This window comes from Amycolatopsis sp. PS_44_ISF1 (assembly GCF_032335455.1).
GTDB lineage: Bacteria > Actinomycetota > Actinomycetes > Mycobacteriales > Pseudonocardiaceae > Amycolatopsis.
The window spans coordinates 2111767-2133967 of record NZ_JANUXO010000002.1; the positions used below are offsets into that span (position 1 = coordinate 2111767).

21 protein-coding genes are annotated in these 22201 nt (G+C 73.5%); 13 read left to right on the top strand and 8 right to left on the bottom strand.

What is annotated here, in order from left to right:
- The first annotated feature begins 11 nt into the window (after positions 1–11).
- The 12 genes from NYF13_RS23615 to NYF13_RS23670 all read left to right on the top strand — a co-directional run bounded on the left by NYF13_RS23615 (position 12) and on the right by NYF13_RS23670 (position 13639).
- On the top strand, positions 12–1001 hold the full coding sequence (locus tag NYF13_RS23615) for a TauD/TfdA family dioxygenase (RefSeq protein ID WP_315659723.1): 990 nt from the start codon (positions 12–14) through the stop codon (positions 999–1001).
- Between the two features lie 628 nt (positions 1002–1629).
- Positions 1630–4284, top strand: coding sequence for a LuxR C-terminal-related transcriptional regulator (locus NYF13_RS23620; RefSeq protein ID WP_315659724.1), 2655 nt, complete (start codon positions 1630–1632; stop codon positions 4282–4284).
- Between the two features lie 110 nt (positions 4285–4394).
- On the top strand, positions 4395–5348 hold the full coding sequence (sbnA, locus tag NYF13_RS23625; protein WP_315659725.1) for a 2,3-diaminopropionate biosynthesis protein SbnA: 954 nt from the start codon (positions 4395–4397) through the stop codon (positions 5346–5348).
- A complete protein-coding gene (locus NYF13_RS23630; RefSeq protein ID WP_315659726.1) occupies positions 5345–5644 on the top strand; it encodes an acyl carrier protein in 300 nt (99 codons plus the stop codon). The genes sbnA and NYF13_RS23630 overlap by 4 nt, the downstream gene beginning before the upstream one ends.
- On the top strand, positions 5641–6870 hold the full coding sequence (locus NYF13_RS23635; protein ID WP_315659728.1) for a beta-ketoacyl-[acyl-carrier-protein] synthase family protein: 1230 nt from the start codon (positions 5641–5643) through the stop codon (positions 6868–6870). The genes NYF13_RS23630 and NYF13_RS23635 overlap by 4 nt, the downstream gene beginning before the upstream one ends.
- The gene (locus NYF13_RS23640; protein WP_315659729.1) at positions 6867–7895 is read left to right on the top strand and encodes a beta-ketoacyl synthase N-terminal-like domain-containing protein; all 1029 of its coding nucleotides are present in this window, start codon (positions 6867–6869) and stop codon (positions 7893–7895) included. Before NYF13_RS23635 ends, NYF13_RS23640 begins: the two co-directional genes overlap by 4 nt.
- Positions 7895–8632: a 3-oxoacyl-ACP reductase FabG gene (gene fabG, locus NYF13_RS23645; protein ID WP_315659730.1), complete on the top strand. Its 738-nt coding sequence runs from the start codon at positions 7895–7897 to the stop codon at positions 8630–8632. The genes NYF13_RS23640 and fabG overlap by 1 nt, the downstream gene beginning before the upstream one ends.
- 12 nt (positions 8633–8644) lie before the next feature.
- On the top strand, positions 8645–9880 hold the full coding sequence (locus tag NYF13_RS23650; RefSeq protein WP_315659731.1) for a beta-ketoacyl-[acyl-carrier-protein] synthase family protein: 1236 nt from the start codon (positions 8645–8647) through the stop codon (positions 9878–9880).
- An 11-nt stretch (positions 9881–9891) separates the two neighbouring features.
- Positions 9892–10947, top strand: a complete 1056-nt coding sequence (locus tag NYF13_RS23655) for a beta-ketoacyl synthase N-terminal-like domain-containing protein (RefSeq protein WP_315659732.1) — start codon at positions 9892–9894, stop codon at positions 10945–10947.
- A 1-nt stretch (position 10948) separates the two neighbouring features.
- Positions 10949–11968 carry a 2,3-diaminopropionate biosynthesis protein SbnB gene (gene sbnB / locus NYF13_RS23660; protein WP_315659733.1) on the top strand — a complete coding sequence of 340 codons (1020 nt, stop codon included), beginning with the start codon at positions 10949–10951 and terminating at the stop codon, positions 11966–11968.
- A 29-nt stretch (positions 11969–11997) separates the two neighbouring features.
- Positions 11998–12798: a MaoC/PaaZ C-terminal domain-containing protein gene (locus NYF13_RS23665; protein ID WP_315659735.1), complete on the top strand. Its 801-nt coding sequence runs from the start codon at positions 11998–12000 to the stop codon at positions 12796–12798.
- 223 nt (positions 12799–13021) lie between these two features.
- Complete coding sequence (locus NYF13_RS23670) at positions 13022–13639, top strand: TetR/AcrR family transcriptional regulator (RefSeq protein WP_315659737.1); 618 nt, start codon at positions 13022–13024, stop codon at positions 13637–13639.
- A 13-nt stretch (positions 13640–13652) separates the two neighbouring features.
- Here the strand turns inward: NYF13_RS23670 and NYF13_RS23675 are convergent, their stop codons facing one another.
- Positions 13653–14621 (bottom strand): YafY family protein, encoded by a 969-nt coding sequence (locus NYF13_RS23675; protein ID WP_315659739.1) that lies wholly within the window; start codon positions 14619–14621, stop codon positions 13653–13655.
- A gap of 89 nt (positions 14622–14710) precedes the next feature.
- Here NYF13_RS23675 and NYF13_RS23680 point away from each other — a divergent pair, with 89 nt between their 5' ends.
- The gene (locus NYF13_RS23680; RefSeq protein WP_315659741.1) at positions 14711–15178 is read left to right on the top strand and encodes a nucleoside deaminase; all 468 of its coding nucleotides are present in this window, start codon (positions 14711–14713) and stop codon (positions 15176–15178) included.
- Positions 15179–15245: 67 nt separating this feature from the next.
- Here NYF13_RS23680 and NYF13_RS23685 read toward each other — a convergent pair whose 3' ends face one another.
- The 7 genes from NYF13_RS23685 to NYF13_RS23715 all read right to left on the bottom strand — a co-directional run bounded on the left by NYF13_RS23685 (position 15246) and on the right by NYF13_RS23715 (position 22198).
- A complete protein-coding gene (locus NYF13_RS23685) occupies positions 15246–16436 on the bottom strand; it encodes a diguanylate cyclase (protein ID WP_315659743.1) in 1191 nt (396 codons plus the stop codon).
- Positions 16437–16704: 268 nt separating this feature from the next.
- Positions 16705–17652: an NAD(P)-dependent alcohol dehydrogenase gene (locus NYF13_RS23690; protein ID WP_315659745.1), complete on the bottom strand. Its 948-nt coding sequence runs from the start codon at positions 17650–17652 to the stop codon at positions 16705–16707.
- Positions 17653–17806: 154 nt separating this feature from the next.
- The gene (locus tag NYF13_RS23695; RefSeq protein ID WP_315659746.1) at positions 17807–18028 is read right to left on the bottom strand and encodes a hypothetical protein; all 222 of its coding nucleotides are present in this window, start codon (positions 18026–18028) and stop codon (positions 17807–17809) included.
- A gap of 83 nt (positions 18029–18111) precedes the next feature.
- Positions 18112–18774, bottom strand: a complete 663-nt coding sequence (locus NYF13_RS23700) for a TetR/AcrR family transcriptional regulator (RefSeq protein WP_315659747.1) — start codon at positions 18772–18774, stop codon at positions 18112–18114.
- Complete coding sequence (locus NYF13_RS23705) at positions 18771–19004, bottom strand: hypothetical protein (protein ID WP_315659749.1); 234 nt, start codon at positions 19002–19004, stop codon at positions 18771–18773. The genes NYF13_RS23700 and NYF13_RS23705 overlap by 4 nt, the downstream gene beginning before the upstream one ends.
- A 48-nt stretch (positions 19005–19052) precedes the next feature.
- On the bottom strand, positions 19053–20219 hold the full coding sequence (locus NYF13_RS23710; RefSeq protein WP_315659751.1) for an acyl-CoA dehydrogenase family protein: 1167 nt from the start codon (positions 20217–20219) through the stop codon (positions 19053–19055).
- The gene (locus NYF13_RS23715) at positions 20216–22198 is read right to left on the bottom strand and encodes a biotin carboxylase N-terminal domain-containing protein (protein ID WP_315659753.1); all 1983 of its coding nucleotides are present in this window, start codon (positions 22196–22198) and stop codon (positions 20216–20218) included. The genes NYF13_RS23710 and NYF13_RS23715 overlap by 4 nt, the downstream gene beginning before the upstream one ends.
- Positions 22199–22201 lie beyond the last annotated feature (3 nt).

Sequence of the window (22201 nt, forward strand, 5' to 3'; positions counted from 1 at the left end):
GAGGAATTTCCATGACGCTGCAGCTCGACGGTCGTGAGCAGGCCGCTGGGGTCCCGATGTCGCACACGCTGTCCGAGGCCGACCGCTCGGCCGTGCGGGAGCTGGCCGCCGAACTGGCCGACCCGGGCGGGCGCATCGACGACCCGGGGTGGCCCGAACTGGCCCGGGAGGCTTCGAGCCGGCTCCCCGCGGCGTTGATCGCGGCCATCCAGCGGTTCCGCCGCGATCCCGGCCGCGAAGGCGTGCTCTGCATCCGCGGCCTGCCGGTCGACGAGAACACCCTCCCGCCCAGCCCCACCGTCGCCGGTTCGGTGCAGCACGAGCCCGCCGTGCCGTCCTCCGCGCTGGTGCTGGCGAGCATGCAACTCGGCGAGGTGGTCGCCTTCCGCCAGGAGAAGGGCGGCGCGCTGGTGCAGAACGTGGTTCCGGTGCCGGGCGAAGAGGATTTCCAGGGCAACGCCGGTTCCGTCCGGCTGAAGATGCACACCGAGAACGCTTTCCACCGCAACAGCCCCGACTACGTGCTGCTGCTGTGCCTGCGCAACGACCACGACAACGTGGCCGGGCTGCTCACCTCGTCGGTGCGGTGCGCGGCCGAGCTGTTGTCCGCCGACGTGCGAGAGGTGCTCGGCCAGCCCCGGTTCGTCACTGCCGCACCGGGTTCGTTCCAGGGCGCGCCGACCCCGTCGCCCCGCCCGGTGCTCGAAGGCGCCCCCGACGACCCCGACATCCGCGTCGACTTCGCGGCCACCGACCCGCTCGACGTGACCGCGGCGAACGCGCTCGAACAGCTCCAGCGAGCCATCGAAGAGGTGCGCCGCACGTTCGTGCTGTCCCCGGGCGACCTGGCGGTGGTGGACAACCGCATCGCGCTGCACGGGCGCACTTCGTTCCGGCCGCGCTACGACGGTCAGGACCGCTGGCTCCAGCGCACCTACGTCCAGCTGGACGGTCGCCGCTCCCGCCCGGCCAGGCGGAACAACGGCAACGTCCTCGACTGAGGGCTGACCGGATCGCGGCCGGGGGCCGGGTTTTCCTGCGGCGAAACCGGAACCGCCCGTCCGGAGGTGGGCCACGGGACCGGCCGGGCGAGCCCGCGGCCGGCCGGTCCGCCTCCCGGTGCGCGGGACGCTGGAGCCCGGCACCGGCGCGCCCGGCCGCCACGATCGAGCGGGCGAACGACCGGTGTGTCACCTTGTCGATCCGGCCGTCGATCCGAATGCCGATCCGGACGCCGGCCCGGCCGTACCGCCCCCGCCCCGCCCCGGTCCGGCCGCCGGTACGGTGCCACGAAATTAACCGCAACCGCGAAATTACGCGATTCCCGGATTGACCAGCCGGCCGGAATCCCTATCATCGGAGCGATCCGGAAAGCGAAATCGCCGCCAGGTCGAACGAGTCGGCCGCGCCCGTCGCGCTCCGTTCCCGATCGAAGTTTCCGCAGGTGAGCGCCCGATTGCGTCCAGCATCCGGGCTTTTTTTCGTTTCCTCCCGGCTGCGCGGACTCGACCGCCGGGTAAGAAAGGGCAAATTTCACCCGGACGTGAGCCTTTCCGCCTCTTGCGGATAGTTGTTCCGGCCTGACCGCACCTACTTTTCGGGTGGAGGTACTCGAAGTGGGTGACAACGATGCCTGAACAACTCGCCGAGCCGTGGATCGATCGTGACCAAGAGTGGTCGGTGCTCGCCGGAGCCCTGGCCGCACTGGCCGGCGGCACCGGCGCAGTGGTGCTGGTCGAAGGGGAACCCGGCACCGGGCGCTCCCGGCTCCTCGGCGAAGCCGTCGCGGCGGCCGGGCCACACGGCGTGGTCGCTTGTTCGGCGCGGGCCGACGAGCTGTCGCAGTGGACCCCGCTGGCGCCGTTGACCGACGCGCTCGGGGCGACGCAGTGGGCGCTCACCCGGACCGACGACACCCCGGTCCGGCTGTCGGCCCGGCTGCTGGGCGAGATCGAGGAGCGGGCGCGGCGGGCCCCGCAGCTGATCGTCCTCGACGATGTGCAGTGGGCCGACCCGGTGACGCTGGCCGCCGTGCACTCCTTCGTGACGCAGTTGCGCGACGCACCGGTCACCTGGCTTCTCGCGCGCGGTGACGGCACCGGCCCGGCGCGCACCGGCAGTCCGGCGGCGAGGCTGTTCGACCGGTTGGAAGAAGCAGGTGCGCGGCGGCTGCGGCTCGCGGGGTTCTCCGGCGCCGCGGCCTCGGACCTGGCCGCCCGGATACTCGGCGGTGAGCCCGACGAGGAGCTGACCGCGCTGCTGGCCGAAGCCGGGGGGAACCCGGCGTTGCTGGTCGCGCTGGCGGCCGGGCTGGACGAGGAGAACACCGTCCGGATCAGCGACGGGTACGCCAAACTGGTAGCCGACGCTTTACCGGCCCGGCTCACCGACGAGGTCGTCTCCCGGCTCAGCGGATTCAGCGCCGACACCGTGGGCGTGCTCGAGGTCGCCGCCGTGCTGGGGCGCACCTTCCGCGCGGCCGATGTGGCGGAGCTGATCGGGCGCACGGCGGCCGACATCGCCCGTGCGGTGCGTGAGGTGCTCGGTTCGGGAGTCCTGACCAGCGACCGCAACGGCGAGCTCTCGTTCCGGTACGGCCTGTTCCGGCGTGCCCTCGTGGAGTCGATCCCCTGGTCGGTGCGTTCCGCGCTGCACCGGCAGGCGGGACTGTTGCTGCTCGACCGCGGGGCCGAAAGCCGCGAGGCCGCGGTCGGCCATCTGTTCGCGGGCGCGCTTCCCGGCGACTCCCAGGCGGTGTCCGCGCTGACGACCGCGGCGGCTCGGGCGATGGACACGGAACCGGCCGCCGCGGCTTCGATCGCCGAGAAGGCACTGACCCTGATCTCGCCCGGCGACCAGGTGGCCGAACTGGTCGCCACCCGAGCCGCGGCGTTGGTGCGGACGGCCCGGCTCGACGAAGCCGCCCGGCTGCTCGCCGCGACGCCGGCCCATTCGTCCGAACCGGACGCTGCCGCGCGCCTGCGCACGATCGCGGTGTCGATCCGAGTGCGCACGGGTGAGCGGCAGGCGGCGACGGAGCTGGCTGCGGACGACACCGCGGAAGCCCGCGCGGTGCGGCTGGCCGCGCTGGCCGGCACCGAAACCGGAATCGCGCTCGCCCGGGAGACGGCCGCCGAATCCGGCGCGCTCGGTGCGACCGCCCGGCAAGTGCTGGCGGACAGCGCCTGGTCGCACGGCGAGACCGAGGAAAGCCTGCGGCTGCTCCGGCTCGCCGCGCACTGCCCGGTGGCCGACGTGGCGGGCATCCCCCTGCCCCTGCCCGCGCTCGTGCTGGCCACGCGCTTGGCCCAACTCGGCGAATCCGAGCAGGCCGAAGCCGTCCTGGCCGACGTGGCCGCGCGGGTCAGGCAGACCGGCAACACGCTGTTCGACGCCGCGGTGGCCGCCACGCGAGCCCAGCTCGCGCTCTGGGCGGACCGGCTGGAGGACGCGGTCGCCCACGCCGGGACCGGCGCACCCGCGGTGCTGTGCGAAGCGGCGCTACGCTCCGGCGAGCTGGTCGAAGCCGAGAAACATCTCCAGGGCTACCGCGATCGGCCGGACTCCGATCCCGCCACGCTGCTTTGGCTGGAGCTTCAGCTGGCCGCGGCCCGGCACGAACCGGCTGGAGCTCTCTCGCCGCTCGGGGGCCACCGCCCGGATGCGTCGCTGCTGCTGCACCCGGCCGCGGCCGGCTGGCTCGTGCGCACGGCGCTGGCCGCGGGCGAGGTCGCGCTGGCCGGGTCGGTCGCCGCCGACGCCGCCGACCTCGCGGCGCGAAACCCGGACTGCACGCCGCTCGCCGCCGCCGCCGCGCACGCCGCGGGTCTGCTGCGGGGCCGGGCCGGCAAGCTTCGGGAAGCAGCCGCCGCCCACGGGCACGGCTGGGCCCGCGCGTCGGCGGCCGAAGACCTGGCGGAACTGCTCGCCCGGGAAGGCCGGCCTTCGGCCGAGGTGGTGCGCGAGCTCGACGTCGCGCTGGCGGCTTATCAGACTGCCCGCTCCCGGCGTGATGTGGCGCGGGTGCGGAGCCGGCTCCGCGCCGCGGGTGTGCGGCGACGGCACTGGACCTACGACGAACGCCCGGTTTCCGGTTGGAGCAGCCTCACCGACACCGAGCGGACGGTCGCCAAGCTGGTCGCCCAGGGGCTGACCAACCGGCAGGCCGCGGCCCGCCTGTACGTTTCCCCGCACACCGTGCACGCCCACCTCGGGCGCATTTTTCGGAAACTGGGGGTCACTTCCCGGGTCGAATTGGCCGGAGTTCGATTCAAAGTCGCCTGAACTCGAAGAGTAGACAGAATTTATCAGCGTTTCACGCATTGTCATGCGCGCACGGCAAGGAGATGATTTCCAGTGCATCGGATTTCCGGATTTCGGCGAAGGTGGACCCCATGCCGTTGATCACCGAACCTCAGCAGTTCAACGTGGGCGATCTGTACATCGACCTGGCCGGCATCGTCGGGAATTCCCTCTACCTCAAGTGCGAAGGGTTCAACTTCGCCGGTTCGATCAAGCTGAAGGCGGCCGCGGAGATGGTCGCCGCGGCGGAGCGGGCGGGCGGGCTCGGGCCGGATTCGGTCCTGATCGAATCGTCCTCGGGCAATCTCGGGGTGGCGCTGAGCATGATCCTCGCCGGGCGGGGCCGGCGGTTCGTCTGCGTCACCGACATCCGCTGCAACCCGACGGCGATCCGGCTGATGGAGAGCTACGGCGCGAGCGTGCACGTGATCACCGAACCGGGCTCCGACGGCGGGTTCCTCACCGCCCGGCTGGACCGGGTGCGTGCGCTGTGCGCGAGCGATTCGCGGTACGTGTGGCTGAACCAGTACGCCAACCCGGACAACTGGGGCGCCCACTACCGCACCACCGGCCCGGAGATCTTCAAGCAGTTCCCGGAAACCGAGGTGCTGTTCGTCGGCGCGGGCACCACCGGCACGCTGATGGGCTGCGCGCGCTACATCCGCGACGAGGCGCTGCCGGTGAAGGTGGTGGCGATCGACGCGGTCGGCTCGGTGACCTTCGGGCTGCCGCCGTCCCGGCGGCTCATCCCCGGCCTCGGCACGAGCACGCCGCCGGCGATCTTCGACGCCTCGTTCGCCGACGACGTGGTCCACGTGAGCGAACCCGACGCGATCGCGATGTGCCGCAAGCTGGCCGGGCACGGCTTCCTGTTCGGCGGCTCCACCGGCACCGTGCTGGCCGGCGCGGTGGACTGGCTGTCGCGCAACCCGATGTCCGGCACCGGGGTGCTGATCGCGCCCGACCTCGGCGAGCGTTACCTCGACTCCATCTACGACGACGAGTGGCTGGCGACCAACTACCAGACCGAAAGGCGACCCCGATGAACTCCGAGACCGACCGACGCAAGGCCGTGATCAAAGAACTGGCTTGCGACGCCTTCGAGATAGAACCCGAGGAGCTCGAGGAGGACACGCTGTTCGACGAGGACCTCGGTATCGATTCACTCAGTGCGATCGACCTGCTGGCGGCGCTGGAGAAGCACTTCGGCCTGGAGGTCGAGCAGGTGGACCTGTCCCGGCTGAACAGCCTCGCCTCGGTCTACGACCTCGTCGCCGAAGAGCTCGGCTGGGCCGCGGCGGGTGCCGTGTCCGCCCCGGAGACGGCGAGCACGGCCGGATGACCGCCGGGCCGGCCCGGCGGGTGGTGATCACCGGCATGGGCGTTGTCTCCAGCATCGGCATCGGGCTGGCCGAGTTCGCCGCCGGCCTGCGGGCCGGCCGGTCGGGCGCGGGCCGGGCCAGCACCTTCGACGCCACCGGATTCCCGTCCGAGCAGGTGTGCGAGGTGAGCGGGTTCCACGCGGCCGACTGGCTCGCCGGGGCGCCGGGGCGGCTGAGCCGGACGAGCCGGTTCGCCGTGGCCGCCACGACGATGACGCTGGCCGACGCCCGCATGGACGCCGACGCCCTGCGGTCCCGGCGGGGGCTGGTCGTGGTGGGCACCACCGACGGGCAGTCCCAGGACATCGACGACCTGGTGGCCACGATGGTCGCCGAAGGCCCGGAAAAGATGGACCCGGTGCTGACCGGACGGCTGTCCGCGCAACGGCTCGCGCTGGACATCGCCAGGGAGTTCCGGCTGTCCGATGTGGACGCCTACACGATCGGCACGGCCTGCTCGGCGGCCAACTACGCGATCGGGGACGCGTTCGACGCGGTCCGGTCCGGCGCGGTGGACTACGCGCTCGCCGGCGGCGCGGACGTGGTCAACCGGCGCAGCTTCGCCAGTTTCCACCGGCTCGGCCTCGTCGCGCCGGACGTGTGCCGCCCGTTCGACTCCGGTCGCGCCGGCATCCTCACCGGCGAAGGGGCCGGCATAGTCCTGCTGGAAACGCTGGAGTCGGCGCTGGCGCGCGGCGCGACCGTGCACGCGGAAGTGCTGGGCTACGGTCTGAACTGCGACGCCGGGAACCCGGTCGCGCCGGATCGCGCGAGCGTCGCCCGGTGCATGCGGCTGGCCTTGGACGACGCCGGGGTCAGCCCGGCCGAGGTCGACCTGATCTCCGCGCACGGCACGGGAACCAGGCTCAACGACATCACCGAGTGCGACGCGATCCGCGATGTCTACGGGGATCGGCCGCCGCGCACGATCGCTCTCAAGTCGATGCTGGGGCACGCCATGGGCGCCTCCGCCGCGCTGGCCACCGTGGCCTGCGCGGTGGCGCTGGAACAGGGCTTCGTGCCGCCGACGATCAACCACCGCGAAACCGACCCGGCGTGCGGGCTCGACTGCGTGCCGAACGAGGCGATCGAGGCGGACCTGACCGTGGTGCAGAACAACGGGCTCGCCTTCGGGGGGAACAACGCGGTGGTCGTACTCGCCAAACCAGAAAGGACTCCGGCATGACTGGGCCGCTCCCGGTGATCACCGCCTGGTCGGCGGTTTCGCCGTTCGGCGCCGGGCGGGACGCGTTCGCCACGGGCGTGCGGGCCGGCCGCGCGACTGCGGCACCGCCCGGACCCGACTGGGCCGTGCCGGACCGGGCCGCCTGCCTGGTCCCGGACTACGACCCGGTGGGACTGGTCGGCGGCCGGGTCGGCCGGACGACGAACCGGGCCACCGTCTTCGCCCTGGCCGCGGTCGGGCAGCTGACCGGCGCCGCAACCGGCGCGGGCGAGCGGACCGGGGTGGTGCTCGGCACCACCGTGGGAAGCCTGCGCAGCACCATGTCGGTCGGGGTGGACTCCCTGCGGGAAAGCAAACCACACCACGTGAACACCAAGGTGCTGCCGGCGGCGGTGATGAACTACTCGGCGGCCCAGTGCGCGATCCGCTACGGGCTGACCGGACCGAACACGACGATCGCGGCCGGCCGCGGGGCGGCGGTGTCCGCGCTGGTCTACGCCGGCCGGCTGCTGGCCGGCGGGCGCGCCGGGCGGGTGCTGGCCGGCGCGGTCGAGGAGTACTCGCCCGAGCGAGCCTGGGCCAACCACCACAACGGCGGTGGAGTGCTCGGCGAGGGCAGCGTGGTGTTCCAGGTCGAGCCCGGCGGCGAGGGCCTGGCCGAGATAGTGGCGGCCCACAGCAGGATCGCGGCCGGGGACAGCGGCCGGGAGAACGCGGACGCCGCGCAGGCCACCGTTTCCGCGCTGCTCGCGCAGGCCGGGGCGGCGGCGCGCGAGATCTGGGCGGTCGTCCCGGGCACCGGGGCCGGCGCCGAGCGCGAAACGGCGGCGGAGATGTTCGGCGAACCGGTGCTCGGCCGGGTGCCCGGGCTCGGGCCGATCGGCGACACCGGCGCGTCATCGGCCGGGTTCGCGCTGGCCGCGGCGCTCTGCACTCCGGGCCCGTCCGGCCGTCTCGTGCTGGTCCTGTCCGCCGACCCGGACGGCAGCGCCGGCGGGATCCTGTTGCGAATGAAGGGAAACTGATGACCGCAGGGGTGGCCCTGATCAGCGGTGGAGCCAGGGGGATCGGCCGGGCGTGCGCGCGGAAGCTGGCCGAGGACGGCTTCGACGTGAGCTTCTGCTACCGGTCCGACGAGCAGTCCGCCGCCGAACTCGAGAAGGAGCTGAGCGACGAAGGGACCCGGGTGCTGGCCCTGCGGGTCGACGTCACCGACGCGGCCGCGGCCCGCGAGTGGATCGCGCGCACGGAACGGGAACTCGGCCCGATCAACGCCGTGGTCACCGCGGCGGGGGTGATCGCGGACACTCCCCTGGCCGCGATGTCCGACGACAAGTGGGCCAGTGTGCTGCGGACGAATCTCGACGGGGTCTTCACCGTCTGCCGCGCGGTGGCCTATCCGATGATCAAACGGCGGGCCGGCGTGATCACCACGCTGTCGTCGGCGAGCGGGATCTACGGCAACCCCGGGCAGACGAACTACGCGGCGTCGAAGGCCGGGATCATCGGCTTCACCAAGGCGCTGGCCCGGGAGGTCGGCCGGTACGGCGTGCGGGCGAACTCGGTCGCGCCGGGACTGATCGAAACCGACATGACCGACGCGATACCGGAGAAGGCGCGCGCCCGGCTGCTCGACTCGATCGCCCTGCGCCGCGCCGGGCGTCCGGAAGAGGTGGCCGAACTGGTCGGATTCCTCAGCTCCGAGCAGGCGAGCTACGTCACCGGCTCGGTGCTGGAAATCCACGGCGGATACGGCAACTGAAGGAGGACTGCGATGGGCTACGAAGCACCGGCCGGACGAATCGCGGTGACCGGTATCGGCGTGATCTCGGGCATCGGCAGCGGCCGCGCGGGCTTCCTGGACGGGCTGCGGGCCGGGCGGAGCGCCGCCGCGCCGGTCACGGCCTTCGACACGACGGGTTTCGAGTACGGCCAGCTCTGCGAAGTGCCCGGCTTCGCGACCGATCCCGCCCGGCCGGAGTACGGCCGGGCGACGCAGATGGCCGCCGCCGCCGCGCGAATGGCGGTGCAGGACGCGGGCCTCGGCCCGGACTGGCTGCGCGGCGAACCCGGCCTGGTCGCGGTGGGCACCACCGAGGGTGAAACGCGCGACGTGGACGACCTGGCCACCACCGAGGTGAATTCCGGCCTCGCCGACCTCGACCCGGTACTCGCCCGCCGGGCGCGGCTCGGCCGGATCCCGATCCAGATCGCCGACGACCTCGGCCTGTCCGATGTGGAACTGGTGACCTTGCCCGACGTCTGCGCGTCCGGCAACTACGCGATCGGCTACGGCCTCGACGCGCTGCGGGCGGGCGATGTCTCCTACGCCCTGGTCGGCGGCTCGGACTCGCCCGGCCGCAAGACCTTCGCCGCCTTCTACCGGCTGGGCGCGCTCGCCCGCGACGTCTGCCGCCCGTTCGACGAGAACCGCACCGGCGTGGTGCTGGGCGAGGGCGCGGCGATGCTGGTGCTCGAACCGATGGACTCGGCCCTGGCCCGGGGCGCGACCGTGCACGCGGAAGTGCTGGACTACTTCGTGAACTGCGACGCGGGCCATCCGACGCGGCCGTCGGGCGAGCGGGTCACGCAATGCCTGCGCGGTGCGCTGGACGCCGCCGGGGTGGACCCGGCCGAGGTCGATCTCCTGGTCGCGCACGGCACCGCCACCAAGGCCAACGACCCGATGGAGGCGGCGGTGTTCGCCGAGGTCTTCGCGGGCGGCCCGATCCCGCCGGTGACCGCGGTGAAGTCGATGATCGGCCACACCATGGGCGCGGCCGCGGCGCACTCGTCGATCGCGGCGATCCTGGGGCTGGAGCACGGTTTCCTGCCCCCGACCATCAACCACCGCAGCACCGACCCGGAGTGCCCCCTCGACTGCGTGCCGAACCGGTCGCGCCCGGCCGAACCGCGGATCGCGCTGGTCAACTCGCTCGGTTTCGGCGGGTTGAACGCGGCGGTCGTACTGAGGCGGTTCGATCAGCAGACGATGGGAAGTACGGCGTGATCATCTCGGCGATGTCAGTGGTATCCCCGTACGGCCTGGGCGCTCGGGCGTTCGGCGAGGGCATCCGGTCGGGCCGGCGGGCGCTGACCGCGGCGGACGAGGGCTCGCCCTACTCCGAAGCGGGCACGGTCGACACCTCGGCGCTGCACGAGCTCCTCGCCGAGGATTGCGAACTCACCAACCGGTCCCAGCGGTTCATGGGCCGCCCGGCCGGGCTGGCGGTCGGCGCCCTGACGCTGCTGGTGCGCGAGCACAGCCTGGCCGAATTCGGTCCGGCCGAACGAGCACTGGTGCTCGGGGGCGATCTCACCACCATCGACCGCGCGATGGACCTGATGGGCGATTCGCTCACCGAAAAGCTGCCGTACCAGGTCGACGCGAAGCAGTTGCCCAGCACCGCGATGAACTTCCCGGCCACGCAGTGCGCGGTCCTGTTCGGTTTCCAGGGCCCGAATTCCACGATCACCGCCGGCCGGGTGACCGGGCTTTCGGTGCTGAACTACGCCCGGCGCCTGCACCGGGCGGGCCGGGGCCCGATGGCGGTCGCCGGAGCGGTGGAGGATCTCAACCCGCGGCGGTCGTGGCTCGCCTGGCACGGACTGGCCGGAGCGCAGCCCCGTCCGCTGGGGGAAGGCTGCTGCCTCTTCCTGACCGAGACGCCGGAGTCGGCCGCGGCGCACGGCCGGACTCCGCTGGCGCGGGTGCTCTCCCTGGAGTTCGCCGCCGCACTGGCTCCCGCGGACCGTCCGGCCGCGCTGGAGGCCTGTCTGCGCCGAGCCCTGCGCAAAGCCGAAGTCGACCCGTCCTCGGTCGACCTGGCCGTCCTGTCCGGAGCGGATGGCGGCACCGAGCGCACGGCGGTGTCCACCGTGCTCGGCCCGGCGGTCCGGGCGCTCTGCCCCACCGAGCTGATCGGCGACACCGCGGGCGCGTCCGGCGCGTTCGGCGTCGCCGCCGCCCTGTCCGATCCGTCCGCCGAGGTCGCCGTGCTCACCGCGCTGGACCCGGACGGACAGCTCGGCTGCGCGGTCCTGCGAGTCCTTTCCCACCCCACCGAAGGAGCCTGAAGTGCCCGCTGTCCCCTCGTTTGCCGTCATTTCCGGTGCGCAGGTACTCGATGCGCTGCACGGCCGCGAGAAATACGTGATCGACCTGATCGAGCGGGCCTACGGCACCCATGCGGCGGGCGCGACGGTGAACCCGCCGTCGTACTTCCTGCGCTTCCCGGACCGCCCGTCCTCGCGGATCATCGCGCTGCCCGCGTCGATCGGCGGCGACGTCCGGACCGACGGCATCAAGTGGATCTCCAGCTTCCCGGAGAACGTCGGCAACGGCCTGCCCCGGGCCTCCGCGGTGCTGGTCCTCAACGACCACGACACCGGATACCCGTTCGCCTGTCTGGAGAGCTCGGTGATCAGCGCGACCCGGACGGCCGCCTCGGCGGCGCTGGCGGCGGCCGCGCTCAGCCGCGACCGCGGCCGGCCGAAGCGGGTCGGGTTCATCGGCGTGGGCCTCATCGCCCGCTACCTGCACACCTACCTCTCCGCGCTGGGCTGGACCTTCGAGGAGACCGGCGTGTTCGACCTGTCGGCCGAACACGCCGCCGGTTTCGTGTCGGGGGTGGAACCGGCGGCCCGCGTGCACGACAGCGCCGAATCGCTGATCCGGAACTCCGACCTGGTGGTGTTCGCGACCGTCGCGGGCTCCCCGCACGTGCACGACCCGGCCTGGTTCGCCCACCACCCGGTGGTGCTGCACGTCTCGCTCAGGGACCTGGCCCCGGAGATCATCCTGGACTCGGTCAACATCGTCGACGACGTCGAGCACTGCCTGAAGGCGGACACCTCCCCCCACCTGGCCGAGCAGGCGACCGGTAACCGGGATTTCCTCGACGGCACCCTCGACGAGGTGCTGACCGGCGCGGTCACCATCCCGGCGGACCGCACCGTCGTCTTCTCCCCGTTCGGCCTGGGCGTCCTCGACCTGGCCGTCGGGAAGTTCGTCTACGACGCGGTGACCGAATCCGGCGGGCTGAACGAGATCCCGGACTTCTTCGCCGAGTTGAACCGCTACGAGCGGGCCCGTTGATCGTGCCGGAGCGACGCGATCGCCGCGCTTTGATCGGCACGATCCTCACCGAGGCCGTGCCGCCGATCACCACCGCCGACGCCGGCGCCTACTCGACGGCGATCGGCGAGGCGCCGACGGCGGGCGCGGTGTCGCCGTTCTACGCGATCGCGCTGTTCGGGCCGCTGTGGCAACGGGTGCAGCGGGAAATCGGGGACCAGGGGATCGTGCACATCGACCAGCGCATCCTGGTGCACCGCCGGTTGCCGGCCGGCCGGCCGTTGACCGCGGCCGTCCGGATCACCGGCGTGGCCGGGTTCGGCCGGCACGACGCGGTCCTCGTGCACAGCACGCTGTCCACAGTGGATGGATCGCCGGTCGCGTCACTGCGGAGCACCCTGGCCGCACCGGGCGACGGCCACGACCGTCCACCGCTTCGGCGGCCGCCGGACCCGGCCCGGCTCGGCGAAGCGGTCCGGCTGGAGCGCCGCTTCGACGATGCGGCCCCGGCCCGGTACGCCGAGGCGTCGGGCGATCAGAACCCCGTCCACCTGGACGAGGAGGCGGCCCGGGCAGCCGGGTTCCCGGGACGGGTGGTGCACGGCATGTGCGTGCTGGCCACCGGGGCCACGGCGGTGGCCGCCGAGCTGGGCGGGCACCGGGAGCCCGGTCTGGGTTACCTGCGGGCCCGGTTCGCCCGTCCGGTGCTCCCCGGCGACACCGTGGAGTACGTCGCGCACCGGACCGGCGCGTTCGGCACCTACCGGCTCGGGGCCTCGGTCGACGGGCGCGCGGTGTTCCGATCCGGGTTGCTGCGGTTTCGCCAGTGCTCCCGGACCGGGCCGGAGTGAGCGGCGACGTGGTGGTTCCCGCGCTGACGACCCCTCTCCGGACACAGCGTTGTCCGTGGACCGGAACCGGTGACGGCGGGCTGACCGGCCCGTTTCCCCGGGCGGCGACCGGCGAGGCGGTCTGACGGCGGGCGTCGCCCGGCGCGAACCCGCAGGTCACGGCCGGCCGGCTGAGCAAGCGCTTAGAATGGTCCGGACGGTGGCTCCGGAAAGGATCGCGCGGATGACGATGTCGCTCTCGGCCGAGTCGTGGCCCGACGTGCAGCCCGAGGCCGCGCGCCGGCTCATGCTGGCCGGGGTGGAGTCCTTCGCGCGGCGTGGGTACCACGCCACCACCACGCGGGACATCGCGAGTGCCGCCGGGATGAGCCCGGCCGCGTTGTACGTGCACTTCCCCTCCAAGGCGGCGCTGCTGTTCGCCATCAGCCGCAGCGGGCACGAGCAGACGCTGGCGCTGGTGGAGGACGCCGTGGCCGAGGCCGCGGACCCGGTGGGGCGCATCCGCCTGGTGGTCGAGGAGTTCGTGGCCTGGCACGCGCGGCGGCACACCGTCGCGCGGGTGGTGCAGTACGAGCTGAACTCCCTGCCGGAGCAGGAGTACGCGGTCGTCGCGCAGTTGCGGCGCCGGATCGAGCGCACCGTCCGCGAGGTGATCGCCGAGGGCGCGGCCTGCGGCGCTTTCACCGTCGCCGATCCGCGCACCGCGGCCCGTGCGGTGCTGTCGCTGGGGGTCGACGTGGCCCGCTGGTACAGCGACCGCATCCGGCAGACGCCCGAAGCGCTGGGCCGCGAGTACGGCGAGCTCGTGGTGCGCATGCTCGGCGCCCGCACCGAAGGCTGACCGGCCCGGGCCCTCAGGGCCGGGAACCCGCGGCCGCCCGCGAAAACCGCTCCGCCACCCGGGCCAGCCGCTCCACCAGCCCGGGCGGGGCCTGCTCCACCACGAACTCGTACTCCAGCTGCGCCAGGTAGAACGGCATCCCGTCCAGTTCGTGGGCTCCGGTGCGGAAGCGGCAGCTGTGCTCGTCGACCGGCTCCACCACCCCGACCGTCGGGGGAACGCGTTCGGCCAGCTCCGCGGCCGGCACGGACACCCGCAGCACCACCTGGTGGGCGTACGGCGCGGCCGAGATCGCCCGTGACACGTACGCGGCGAGGTCCGCCGCCGGGGGTTCGCGGGGCGTGAAGCGGAAACCCGGCACCGGGACGCCGTCCACCCGGTCGAGCCGGAAGGTGCGCCAGTCCTCCCGGTTCAGGTCGTAGGCCACCAGGTACCACCGGCGTCCGGTGTGGACCATCCGCAGCGGCTCGACGGAGCGCTCCGCGACCTCGCCGGTGTGCGTGCCGTAGGTGAAGCGCAGGCGTTCGTGGTCGCGGCAGGCGGCGGCGATCACGGTCAGCACCTCCGCGGCCACCACCGGGCCGCCGCTGCCCAGCGCCAGCGTCGCGGACTGCAGGGCGCTCACCCGGTGCCGCAGCCGCGCGGGCAGCACCTGCTCCAGCTTGGCCAGCGCGCGCACGGAGGTCTCCTCGATGCCGGACACCGTGCCGTTCGCCGCCGTGCGCAGGCCGACCGCGACGGCCACGGCCTCGTCGTCGTCCAGCAGCAGCGGGGGCAACGCGGCCCCGGCGCCGAGCCGGTACCCGCCGGCCACCCCGGGCGTCGCGTGCACCGGGTAGCCCAGCCCGCGCAGCCGCTCGACGTCGCGGCGGACCGTGCGGACGTCCACGCCGAGCCGCCCGGCCAGGTCCGGCCCCGGCCAGTCCCGCCGGGTCTGCAGCAGGGACAGCAGCCGCAGCAGCCGCTCGGAGGTTCCGTACATGCGGCCCACTCTGCCAGAGAACGCGGACAGTTCCGGTCCGCGATGGCCCAGGACTTGCCGGGTCCGGCCGCGAACGGCGAAAGTGGCGCATGGAGATCGACCCGCAGCAGTTGCTCGCCGTGGCCCGCGAAGAGGCCGAGCTGGGCCAGTCCGAAGGGGGCGTGCCGATCGGCGCCGCGCTGTTCGCCCGCGACGGCACCCTGCTCGGCCGGGGCCACAACCGCCGGGTGCAGGACGGCGATCCGTCGCTGCACGCCGAGACCACGGCCTTCCGCAACGCCGGGCGCCGCCCCCACTACCGCGACACCATCATGGTCACCACGCTCTCGCCGTGCTGGTACTGCTGCGGGCTGGTGCGCCAGTTCGGCATCCCGCGCGTGATCATCGGCGAGGCCGAGACCTTCCACGGCGGGCACGACTGGCTGGCCGGCCACGGCGTCACCATCGAGGTGCTGGCCGACCCGGCGTGCACCGCGCTGATGACCGGCTTCGTCCGCGACCACCCGCGGCTGTGGTTCGAGGACATCGGGGAGCCGTCCGCCCCGGACCGTCCTTAGCGGAAGACCGGCCCACCGGCGGCCCCGGCAACCGAACCGGACGCGATCACCGGGGCGTGATCGGCGTTCACCGCTGCGGGGACGGCGCCCGCACCGTCCGGTTGCGACCGGCCTCCTTGGCCCGGCGGACGGCCCCGCTGGCCGCCGCGAAGACCGCTGCGGCCTCCTCGCCGTGATCGGGCCGGGCGGCGACGCCCACCGAGACCGTGGCCCAGGCGAACTGCGGGCTGCCGTGGGCCGCCTTCAGCGCGACGGCGGTGGAGGCGACTCGCAGGCGGATGCGCTCGGCGATGGCCAGCGCGTCGAAGCAGCCGGTGCCGGGCAGGAGCACGGCGAACTCGCCCCCGCCCGAGCGGCCGACCAGGTCGGCGGAGCGGACCTCGGCCCGCAGGGCGTCGGCGATCGCGCGCAGCACGGCGTCGCCGATCCGGCGCCCGTGGCGGGAGTTGAGGTCGCCGAACCGGTCCAGATCGAGCACCAGCACGGAGAACGCGGGCGCCGGGGTCTCCCGCGCCGCGTCCCACCAGGCCACGGCGGTCAGCACCCCGGTGCCGGGGTCCACCGAGGCCGCGTCCCGGCCCGCGCGGCCGAACTCGCCGCGGTAGAGCACCACCAGCCCGCCCGCGAGCGCCGGCAGCACCCAGGGCGAGTCCTGCACGGCCCAGGCGAGCACCACACCGAGCGCCAGCATCGCCCCGTCGAACAGCACCGCCGACCCGCCACGCGGCGCCCGGCCGTCGACGGCGGCCGGCAGCAGCGCGCCGACGACCCCGAAGACCAGCGCCGCCACCACGGCCGGCCCCGGTCCGGTCAGCAGCAGGAAGCCCACGGCCAGCAGCACGGCCACCACCGTGGCGGCGACCTCGAACACCTGCCGGTGCAGCGGCCGGCGCCGGATCCGGGCCCAGCGGTGCAGCCCGCACGCGACGGCCAGCGCCACGGCCGGCCCCGGCGGCAGCACGAGCACCCCGGCGACCAGCCAGGGCGTGCCGAAACCGGGCCCCAGCAACGCCTCCGCCCGGCCGCGTTCGGCCGAGCGGCACAGTTCGGCGCAGCCCAGGAGCCCGGCCAGCAGGATCGCGAACCGCACGCCCGCGGTGAGCGTGACCGGTACCAGCACCACCGCGGCAACGGTGGCGGCCAAGGCGAGGAGGTCGACCACGAGCAGCAGGACCAGGCGGGGCTGGTGCCACAGCGCCCAAGCCGTGGGCGAAGGCAGCCACCAGCGCCGGCCGGCCGCCGCCGAATCCCCCATCATCTCGGCAAGCTAGCCCATCCGCGCGCCGGTGTCACTCCGCCTTCAGGGGCCCGCGACCCGGTCCCGGCCGGTGACCTACTTTCGTATGGTCGGTGTTTTTCCGACCATACGAAAGCTTGACCCCTTCCATGGTCCAGTCCACCGTGCAGCGCCCTTCGACCGTTCCGACGCCTCACCGCGGTCAAGAGTCGCGAGCACCCACGACGCACTCCCTCCCCCGGCCAGTCCTTTAGGGACCGTCCACAGCAGAGCCACGGCCCGCCTCCCCTCAGTCGAGCCGGATCACGATCTTCCCCCGCACCCCGCCCGCCTCCAGCGCCCGGTGCGCGGCCGCGGCCTCCTCCAGCGGGAACACCCGATCGACCTGCGGGCGGATCTTGCCCGCGGTGACCCAGCGGCCCAGTTCGGCGAAGAGGGAGGCGCCCGGGTTGCCGCTGAAGAACCGGACCCAGCGGCGGCGGTGCAGCGCGTGGGCGGCGACGAAGCCCAGCGAGCGGGCGCGGTGGTCGAGGTCGAAGGTGATGGTGACCATCCGCCCGTCGCGGGTGAGCAGGCGGCGGAAGGAGGGCAGATCGGTGCCGGCCGTGTCGAGCACCACTTCGAACCGGCCCAGGTCGCCGGGGGCGCGGTAGTCGATCGCCTCGTCCGCGCCCAGATCCTTCACCAGGTCCAGGGTGGCCGCGCCGGCCAGCCCGGTCACGTGGGCGCCCATCGCCTTCCCCAGTTGCACCACGACGTACCCGACGCCGCCGGCCGCGCCGCGGACCAGCAGCCGTTCGCCGGGGGCGAGCGCGGCCAGGTCCCGCAGCGCGGTGATCGCGGTGGTCCCGGCGGGCAGCGCGGCGGCCGGCACCGGGTCGAGCCCGGCCGAGACGTGGTCCAGGTTCCCGGACCGCACCGCGACGTACTCCGCCAGCGAGCCCATCCGACGCCCGACCAGCCCCCAGACCCGGTCCCCGGGCGCGAACCGGCTGCCGCCCGGGTCGATCACCTCGCCGGCCAGGTCGATCCCGAGCCGTTTCGGGAACCGCCGGCCGCTGAACGGGAGCAGCCGCCCGGCGCGCAAGGCCGGCTCACCGCCGTCGACCGAGACCGCCCGCACCCGTACCAGCACCTCCCCGGGGCGCGGCCGGGGCACGGGCGCGGTGGTCACGGCGAGGACGTCGGCCGGGCCGTACCGGTCGTAGGTCACGAGCCGCATCGCATCAGGGGTCATGAACCCGTTGTAGCGAGCTGACCGGACGGGGTCATCCACTTCGGCCGAAGTGAGACGAGCGCGCGCCGCGGTGACTCGCTTGCCCCCGTCCGGGTCTCGACGGGGATCCGGCGGGCGGCCCGCAAAACCGGTGCGGTGACCGGGCGTGCCCGCCTCAGGCGGCTTGGGTGATCAGCAGCGCCGCGTGCCCGGCCTCGGTCAGCCGCGCCGGCACCAGACCGGCCGAGACCTCGACCGCGGGGCGGATGTACCCGCCGTGGGCCAGCAGGTGCGCGGTCATCTGGTCGCAGCAGGCGAAACCGTCGACGAAGAGGTCCGGCTCGCAGCTCGAGGACATCTGGGCCCGGTCCGCGGCCACGGCGCGGAGCATGGCCATCGCGCGGTGGGTGAGTTCGACCTCTGTCGCTGCAGAACCTGATCCGGACACCGGAACCGACCTTCTTCCTACGGGAGCACTCGCTACGGTCTATCGTCGGCTGCTCCAATGGTGTTAACACCGGCGCCGGGTCTTGACCAGTCCTCCGCCCCGCCGTGGACCCGGGCTTCCAGCATCCTTGCCCATTCGGACACGATCTGGCGGCGGCGGCGGGTGTCGTCGGTCAGCAGATTGGCCAGGCCGAGACCCCGCGCCAGGTCCAGGGTGGCCTGGACCAGTTCCCGCACGCCGGCCCGGCTTTCGTCGACGCCCAGCAGCTCCACCGTGACCCGGTGTGCCTCGCGTCCGACCCGGGCCTCCAGCGGCACCATCACCCCGCGCAGCCGCTCGTCGGTGGAGGCCACCGACCACAGTTGCAGCGCGGCGCGGAACATCGGCCCGGTGTAGAGGTCGAGCACCATGGCCACCACCCGCTCGATCCGCGACGGCCCGCGCGGCAGGCCCGCGGCGCGGGCCCGCAGCTCGTCCAGCTGCGCCTCCCCCAGCAGTTCGACCGCCGCCGCGACCAGCGATTCACGCGTCGGGAAGTGGTGCTGGGCCGCGCCGCGCGACACCCCGGCGCGCTCGGCGATCACCGCCACCGTGACGCCGTGCCAGCCCCGCTCGCCGATGCAGTCCACGGCGGCCTCGATCAGCCGCCGCCGGGTCGTGCGGCTGCGCTCCTGCTGCGGTTCCCGGGACGTCATCGGCTGCGGTCGCCCCGGCGGCCGAGCTGCGGTTCGGCCCCGTCGATCCGGTGCTTCGAGAACCCCTTAGCGCCCCGCCCGCGCAGCTCGTCGTCGAGAACGGGATTCCCGGTGTTCTCGCGGCCGGGCCGGGTGCGGACCACCGGCGCGGTGGCGTGGTGCTCACCGACGCCGCGGCGGCCGCCGGACACGATCAGCGTCCGGCCGGCCCGGCTGAGCAGGCTGGCCATGGGCACCTCCGGGCCGGGTAGCGGGTCAGTGGCGGATCAGGTGGCGGATCAGTAGGACTTGGGCAGCCCGAGGCTGTGCTGCCCGACGAAGTTGAGCACCATCTCCCGGCTCACCGGCGCGATCCGGCCCAGCCGAACCGCGGCGACCAGTGAGCCGAGGCCGTACTCGGTGGCCAGCCCGTTGCCGCCGTGGGTCTGCACCGCCTGGTCGACCGCGTGGATCGCCGCCTCCGCGGCCGCGTACTTGGCCATGTTGGCCGATTCGCCCGCGGCGAAGTCGTCGCCCGAGTCGTAGAGCGACGCGGCCTTCTGCGTCATCAGCCGGGCCAGCTCGACCTCGATCTTGACCTGCGCCAGCGGGTGCGCCAGGCCCTGGTGCGAGCCGATCGGCGCGCCCCACACCCGGCGCTCGTTCGCGTAGGCCACGGCCTTGTCCAGCGCGTAGCGGGCGGTGCCGAGCGAGAACGACGCACCCATGATGCGCTCGGGGTTGAGCCCGGCGAACAGCTGCGCGATCGCCGCGTCCTCCTCGCCCACCAGCGCCTCGGCCGGCAGGTGGACGTCGTCGAGGAACAACGAGAACTGGTTCTCCGGCGCGACCAGGTCCATCTCGATCCGGGTGAACTCGAAGCCCGGCGAATCGGTGGGCACGATGAACAGCGCGGGCTTGAGCCGCCCGGTCTTCGCGTCTTCGGTGCGCCCGACCACGAGCACGGCGTCGGCCTCGTCGACGCCCGAGATGTAGACCTTGCGCCCGCTCAGCACCCAGCCGCCGCCGTCGCGCCGGGCGGTGGTGGTGATCTTGTGCGAGTTGGACCCGGCGTCGGGCTCGGTGATCGCGAAGACCATCTTCCGGCTCCCGCCGGCGATGCCGGGCAGCCAGGTCTTCTTCTGCTCGCCGGTGCCGAAGCGGGCGATTACCGTGCCGCAGATGGCCGGTGAGACCACCATCAGCAGCAGCGGCGAGCCCGCGGCGGCGAACTCCTCCAGCACCGCGCCGAGGTCCGCGATCCCGGCGCCGCCCCCGCCGTACTCCTCGGGCAGGTTGACCCCGAGGTAGCCCAGCCGCCCGGCCTCGTCCCAGAGCTCGTCGGTCTTCTCGCCCGCGCGGGCCTTCCTGGCGTAGTACTCGTGGCCGTACTTGCGCCCGAGCTCGCCCGCGGCCCGGCGCAGCGCGGTGCGCTCCTCGGGCTCGACGAAGTTCATCGCGTTCATGCGCGCTCTCCCCATCCGGTGTCTCCGACCACGGCCAGGATCGTGCCGACCTCGACCTGCGAACCGACCTCCACCGGCAGCTCCGCGACCACGCCGTCGGCGGGGGCGGAGATCCGGTGCTCCATCTTCATCGCCTCGAGCCACAGCAGCGGGTCGCCCGCCGCCACGGCGTCGCCCGCGGCCACGGCGAGCCGCACGACCGTGCCCGGCATCGGCGCGACCAGCGAGCCCGCCGCCAGCGCCGCGGCCGGGTCGGCGAACCGCGGGGCCGCGGTGAAGGCCACCGGGCCCAGCGCGGAGTCCACATAGGACTCCGCGCCGTGCCGGGCCACGGTGAAGGCGCGCCGCGTACCGCCGACGTCCAGCACCACCCGGCCCGGTTCGGCGCTGATCAGCCCGACGCCTTCGTAGCCCTCGGCCCGCAGACCGTCGCGGGTCAGCGCGTAGACCACCTCGTACTCGGTCCCGCCACGGCTGAACCCCTTGCGCTGCCCGACCGAGCGCACGTTGCGCCAGCCGCTGGGCAGCCGGCCGAGCGCCTTCGCGCCCGCCCGGTTGGCCGCCGCGCCGGCCAGGGCCGCGGCGAGCGCCGAGAGCCGTTCGGCTTCCGGGCCCGCCAGCGGCTCGGCCAGCCCGGCCAGCCCGTGCCGGTCGAAGAACGCGGTGTCCGTCTCGCCGGCCAGGAAGGCTTCGTGCCGCAGGACGTTCACCAGCAGGTCGCGGTTGGTGGCCACGCCGTGGATCTTCGCGCCCGCCAGCGCGGCCGCGAGCCGCCGGGCCGCTTCGTCCCGGGTCGGGGCCCAGGTGATCACCTTGGCCAGCATGGGGTCGTAGTGCACGCCGACCACCGAGCCGGACTCCACGCCGGAGTCCAGCCGCAGACCCGCGCCGGGGGTGAACTCGCGGTCGACGCCGGGCACCTCGAAGGTGTGCAGGGTGCCGCTCTGCGGCTGCCAGTCCGCGGCCCCGTCCCGGGTGGTCACGGTCTCCGCGTAGAGCCGGACCTCGATCGAGTGCCCTCGCGCCGCCGGCGGCTCCGGCGGCAGCTTCGCCCCTTCGGCGATGGAGAGCTGCAACGCGACCAGGTCCAGCCCGGTCACGTTCTCGGTCACCGGGTGCTCGACCTGCAGCCGGGTGTTCATCTCCAGGAAGTAGAACCGCCCGTCCGGTCCGGCGAGGAACTCGACCGTGCCCGCGCCGACGTAGTCGATCGCCTGCGTCGCCTGGCGCGCGGCTTCGAACAGCTCCGCGCGCATCGCCGGGCCGACGAAGGGAGAAGGTGCCTCTTCCACGACCTTCTGGTGCCGGCGCTGGATCGAGCACTCTCGCTCCCCCACCGCCCACACCGTGCCGTGGCGGTCGGCCAGCACCTGGACCTCGATGTGCCGACCGGTCTCCAGGTAGCGCTCGCAGAACACGGTCGGATCGCCGAAGGCCGAGCCGGCCTCGGCCCGCGCGCCCGCGATGGCCTCGGCCAGCCCGCCCAGCTCCCGCACCACGCGCATGCCCCGGCCCCCGCCGCCGGCCGAAGCCTTGACCAGCAGCGGGAGGTCGGCCCCGGTCACCTCGGCCGGGTCCAGCTCGGCCAGCACCGGCACCCCGGCCGCGGCCATCAGGCGCTTGGACTCCACCTTGGAGCCCATCGTCGCGATCGCCTGCGGGGGCGGCCCGACCCAGGTCAGCCCGGCGTCCACGACGGACTGGGCGAACGCGGCGTTCTCCGAAAGGAAGCCGTAACCGGGGTGCACGGCGTCGGCTCCCGCTTCGGCGGCCGCCCGCACGATCAGCTCCCCGCGCAGGTACGTCTCACCCGGCGCGCGGCCCGGCAGCCGCACGGCCACATCGGCCTCCGCGGCGTGCGGGGCGCCGGCATCGGCGTCCGAGAACACCGCCACGGTGGCGATCCCGGCGTCGCGGCAGCTGCGGAACACCCGGCGGGCGATCTCCCCGCGGTTGGCGACCAGCAGATTTCGAATCACGGA

Bases quoted from the DNA above. Each gene is read 5' to 3' on its own strand.
- NYF13_RS23615 (WP_315659723.1), top strand. From the start codon at position 12: ATGACGCTGCAGCTCGACGGTCGTGAGCAGGCCGCTGGGGTCCCGATG.
- NYF13_RS23620 (WP_315659724.1), top strand. From the start codon at position 1,630: ATGCCTGAACAACTCGCCGAGCCGTGGATCGATCGTGACCAAGAGTGG.
- sbnA (WP_315659725.1), top strand. From the start codon at position 4,395: ATGCCGTTGATCACCGAACCTCAGCAGTTCAACGTGGGCGATCTGTAC.
- NYF13_RS23630 (WP_315659726.1), top strand. From the start codon at position 5,345: ATGAACTCCGAGACCGACCGACGCAAGGCCGTGATCAAAGAACTGGCT.
- NYF13_RS23635 (WP_315659728.1), top strand. From the start codon at position 5,641: ATGACCGCCGGGCCGGCCCGGCGGGTGGTGATCACCGGCATGGGCGTT.
- NYF13_RS23640 (WP_315659729.1), top strand. From the start codon at position 6,867: ATGACTGGGCCGCTCCCGGTGATCACCGCCTGGTCGGCGGTTTCGCCG.
- fabG (WP_315659730.1), top strand. From the start codon at position 7,895: ATGACCGCAGGGGTGGCCCTGATCAGCGGTGGAGCCAGGGGGATCGGC.
- NYF13_RS23650 (WP_315659731.1), top strand. From the start codon at position 8,645: ATGGGCTACGAAGCACCGGCCGGACGAATCGCGGTGACCGGTATCGGC.
- NYF13_RS23655 (WP_315659732.1), top strand. From the start codon at position 9,892: ATGTCAGTGGTATCCCCGTACGGCCTGGGCGCTCGGGCGTTCGGCGAG.
- NYF13_RS23670 (WP_315659737.1), top strand. From the start codon at position 13,022: ATGACGATGTCGCTCTCGGCCGAGTCGTGGCCCGACGTGCAGCCCGAG.
- NYF13_RS23675 (WP_315659739.1), bottom strand. From the start codon at position 14,621: ATGTACGGAACCTCCGAGCGGCTGCTGCGGCTGCTGTCCCTGCTGCAG.
- NYF13_RS23680 (WP_315659741.1), top strand. From the start codon at position 14,711: ATGGAGATCGACCCGCAGCAGTTGCTCGCCGTGGCCCGCGAAGAGGCC.
- NYF13_RS23685 (WP_315659743.1), bottom strand. From the start codon at position 16,436: ATGATGGGGGATTCGGCGGCGGCCGGCCGGCGCTGGTGGCTGCCTTCG.
- NYF13_RS23690 (WP_315659745.1), bottom strand. From the start codon at position 17,652: ATGACCCCTGATGCGATGCGGCTCGTGACCTACGACCGGTACGGCCCG.
- NYF13_RS23695 (WP_315659746.1), bottom strand. From the start codon at position 18,028: ATGGCCATGCTCCGCGCCGTGGCCGCGGACCGGGCCCAGATGTCCTCG.
- NYF13_RS23700 (WP_315659747.1), bottom strand. From the start codon at position 18,774: ATGACGTCCCGGGAACCGCAGCAGGAGCGCAGCCGCACGACCCGGCGG.
- NYF13_RS23705 (WP_315659749.1), bottom strand. From the start codon at position 19,004: ATGGCCAGCCTGCTCAGCCGGGCCGGCCGGACGCTGATCGTGTCCGGC.
- NYF13_RS23710 (WP_315659751.1), bottom strand. From the start codon at position 20,219: ATGAACGCGATGAACTTCGTCGAGCCCGAGGAGCGCACCGCGCTGCGC.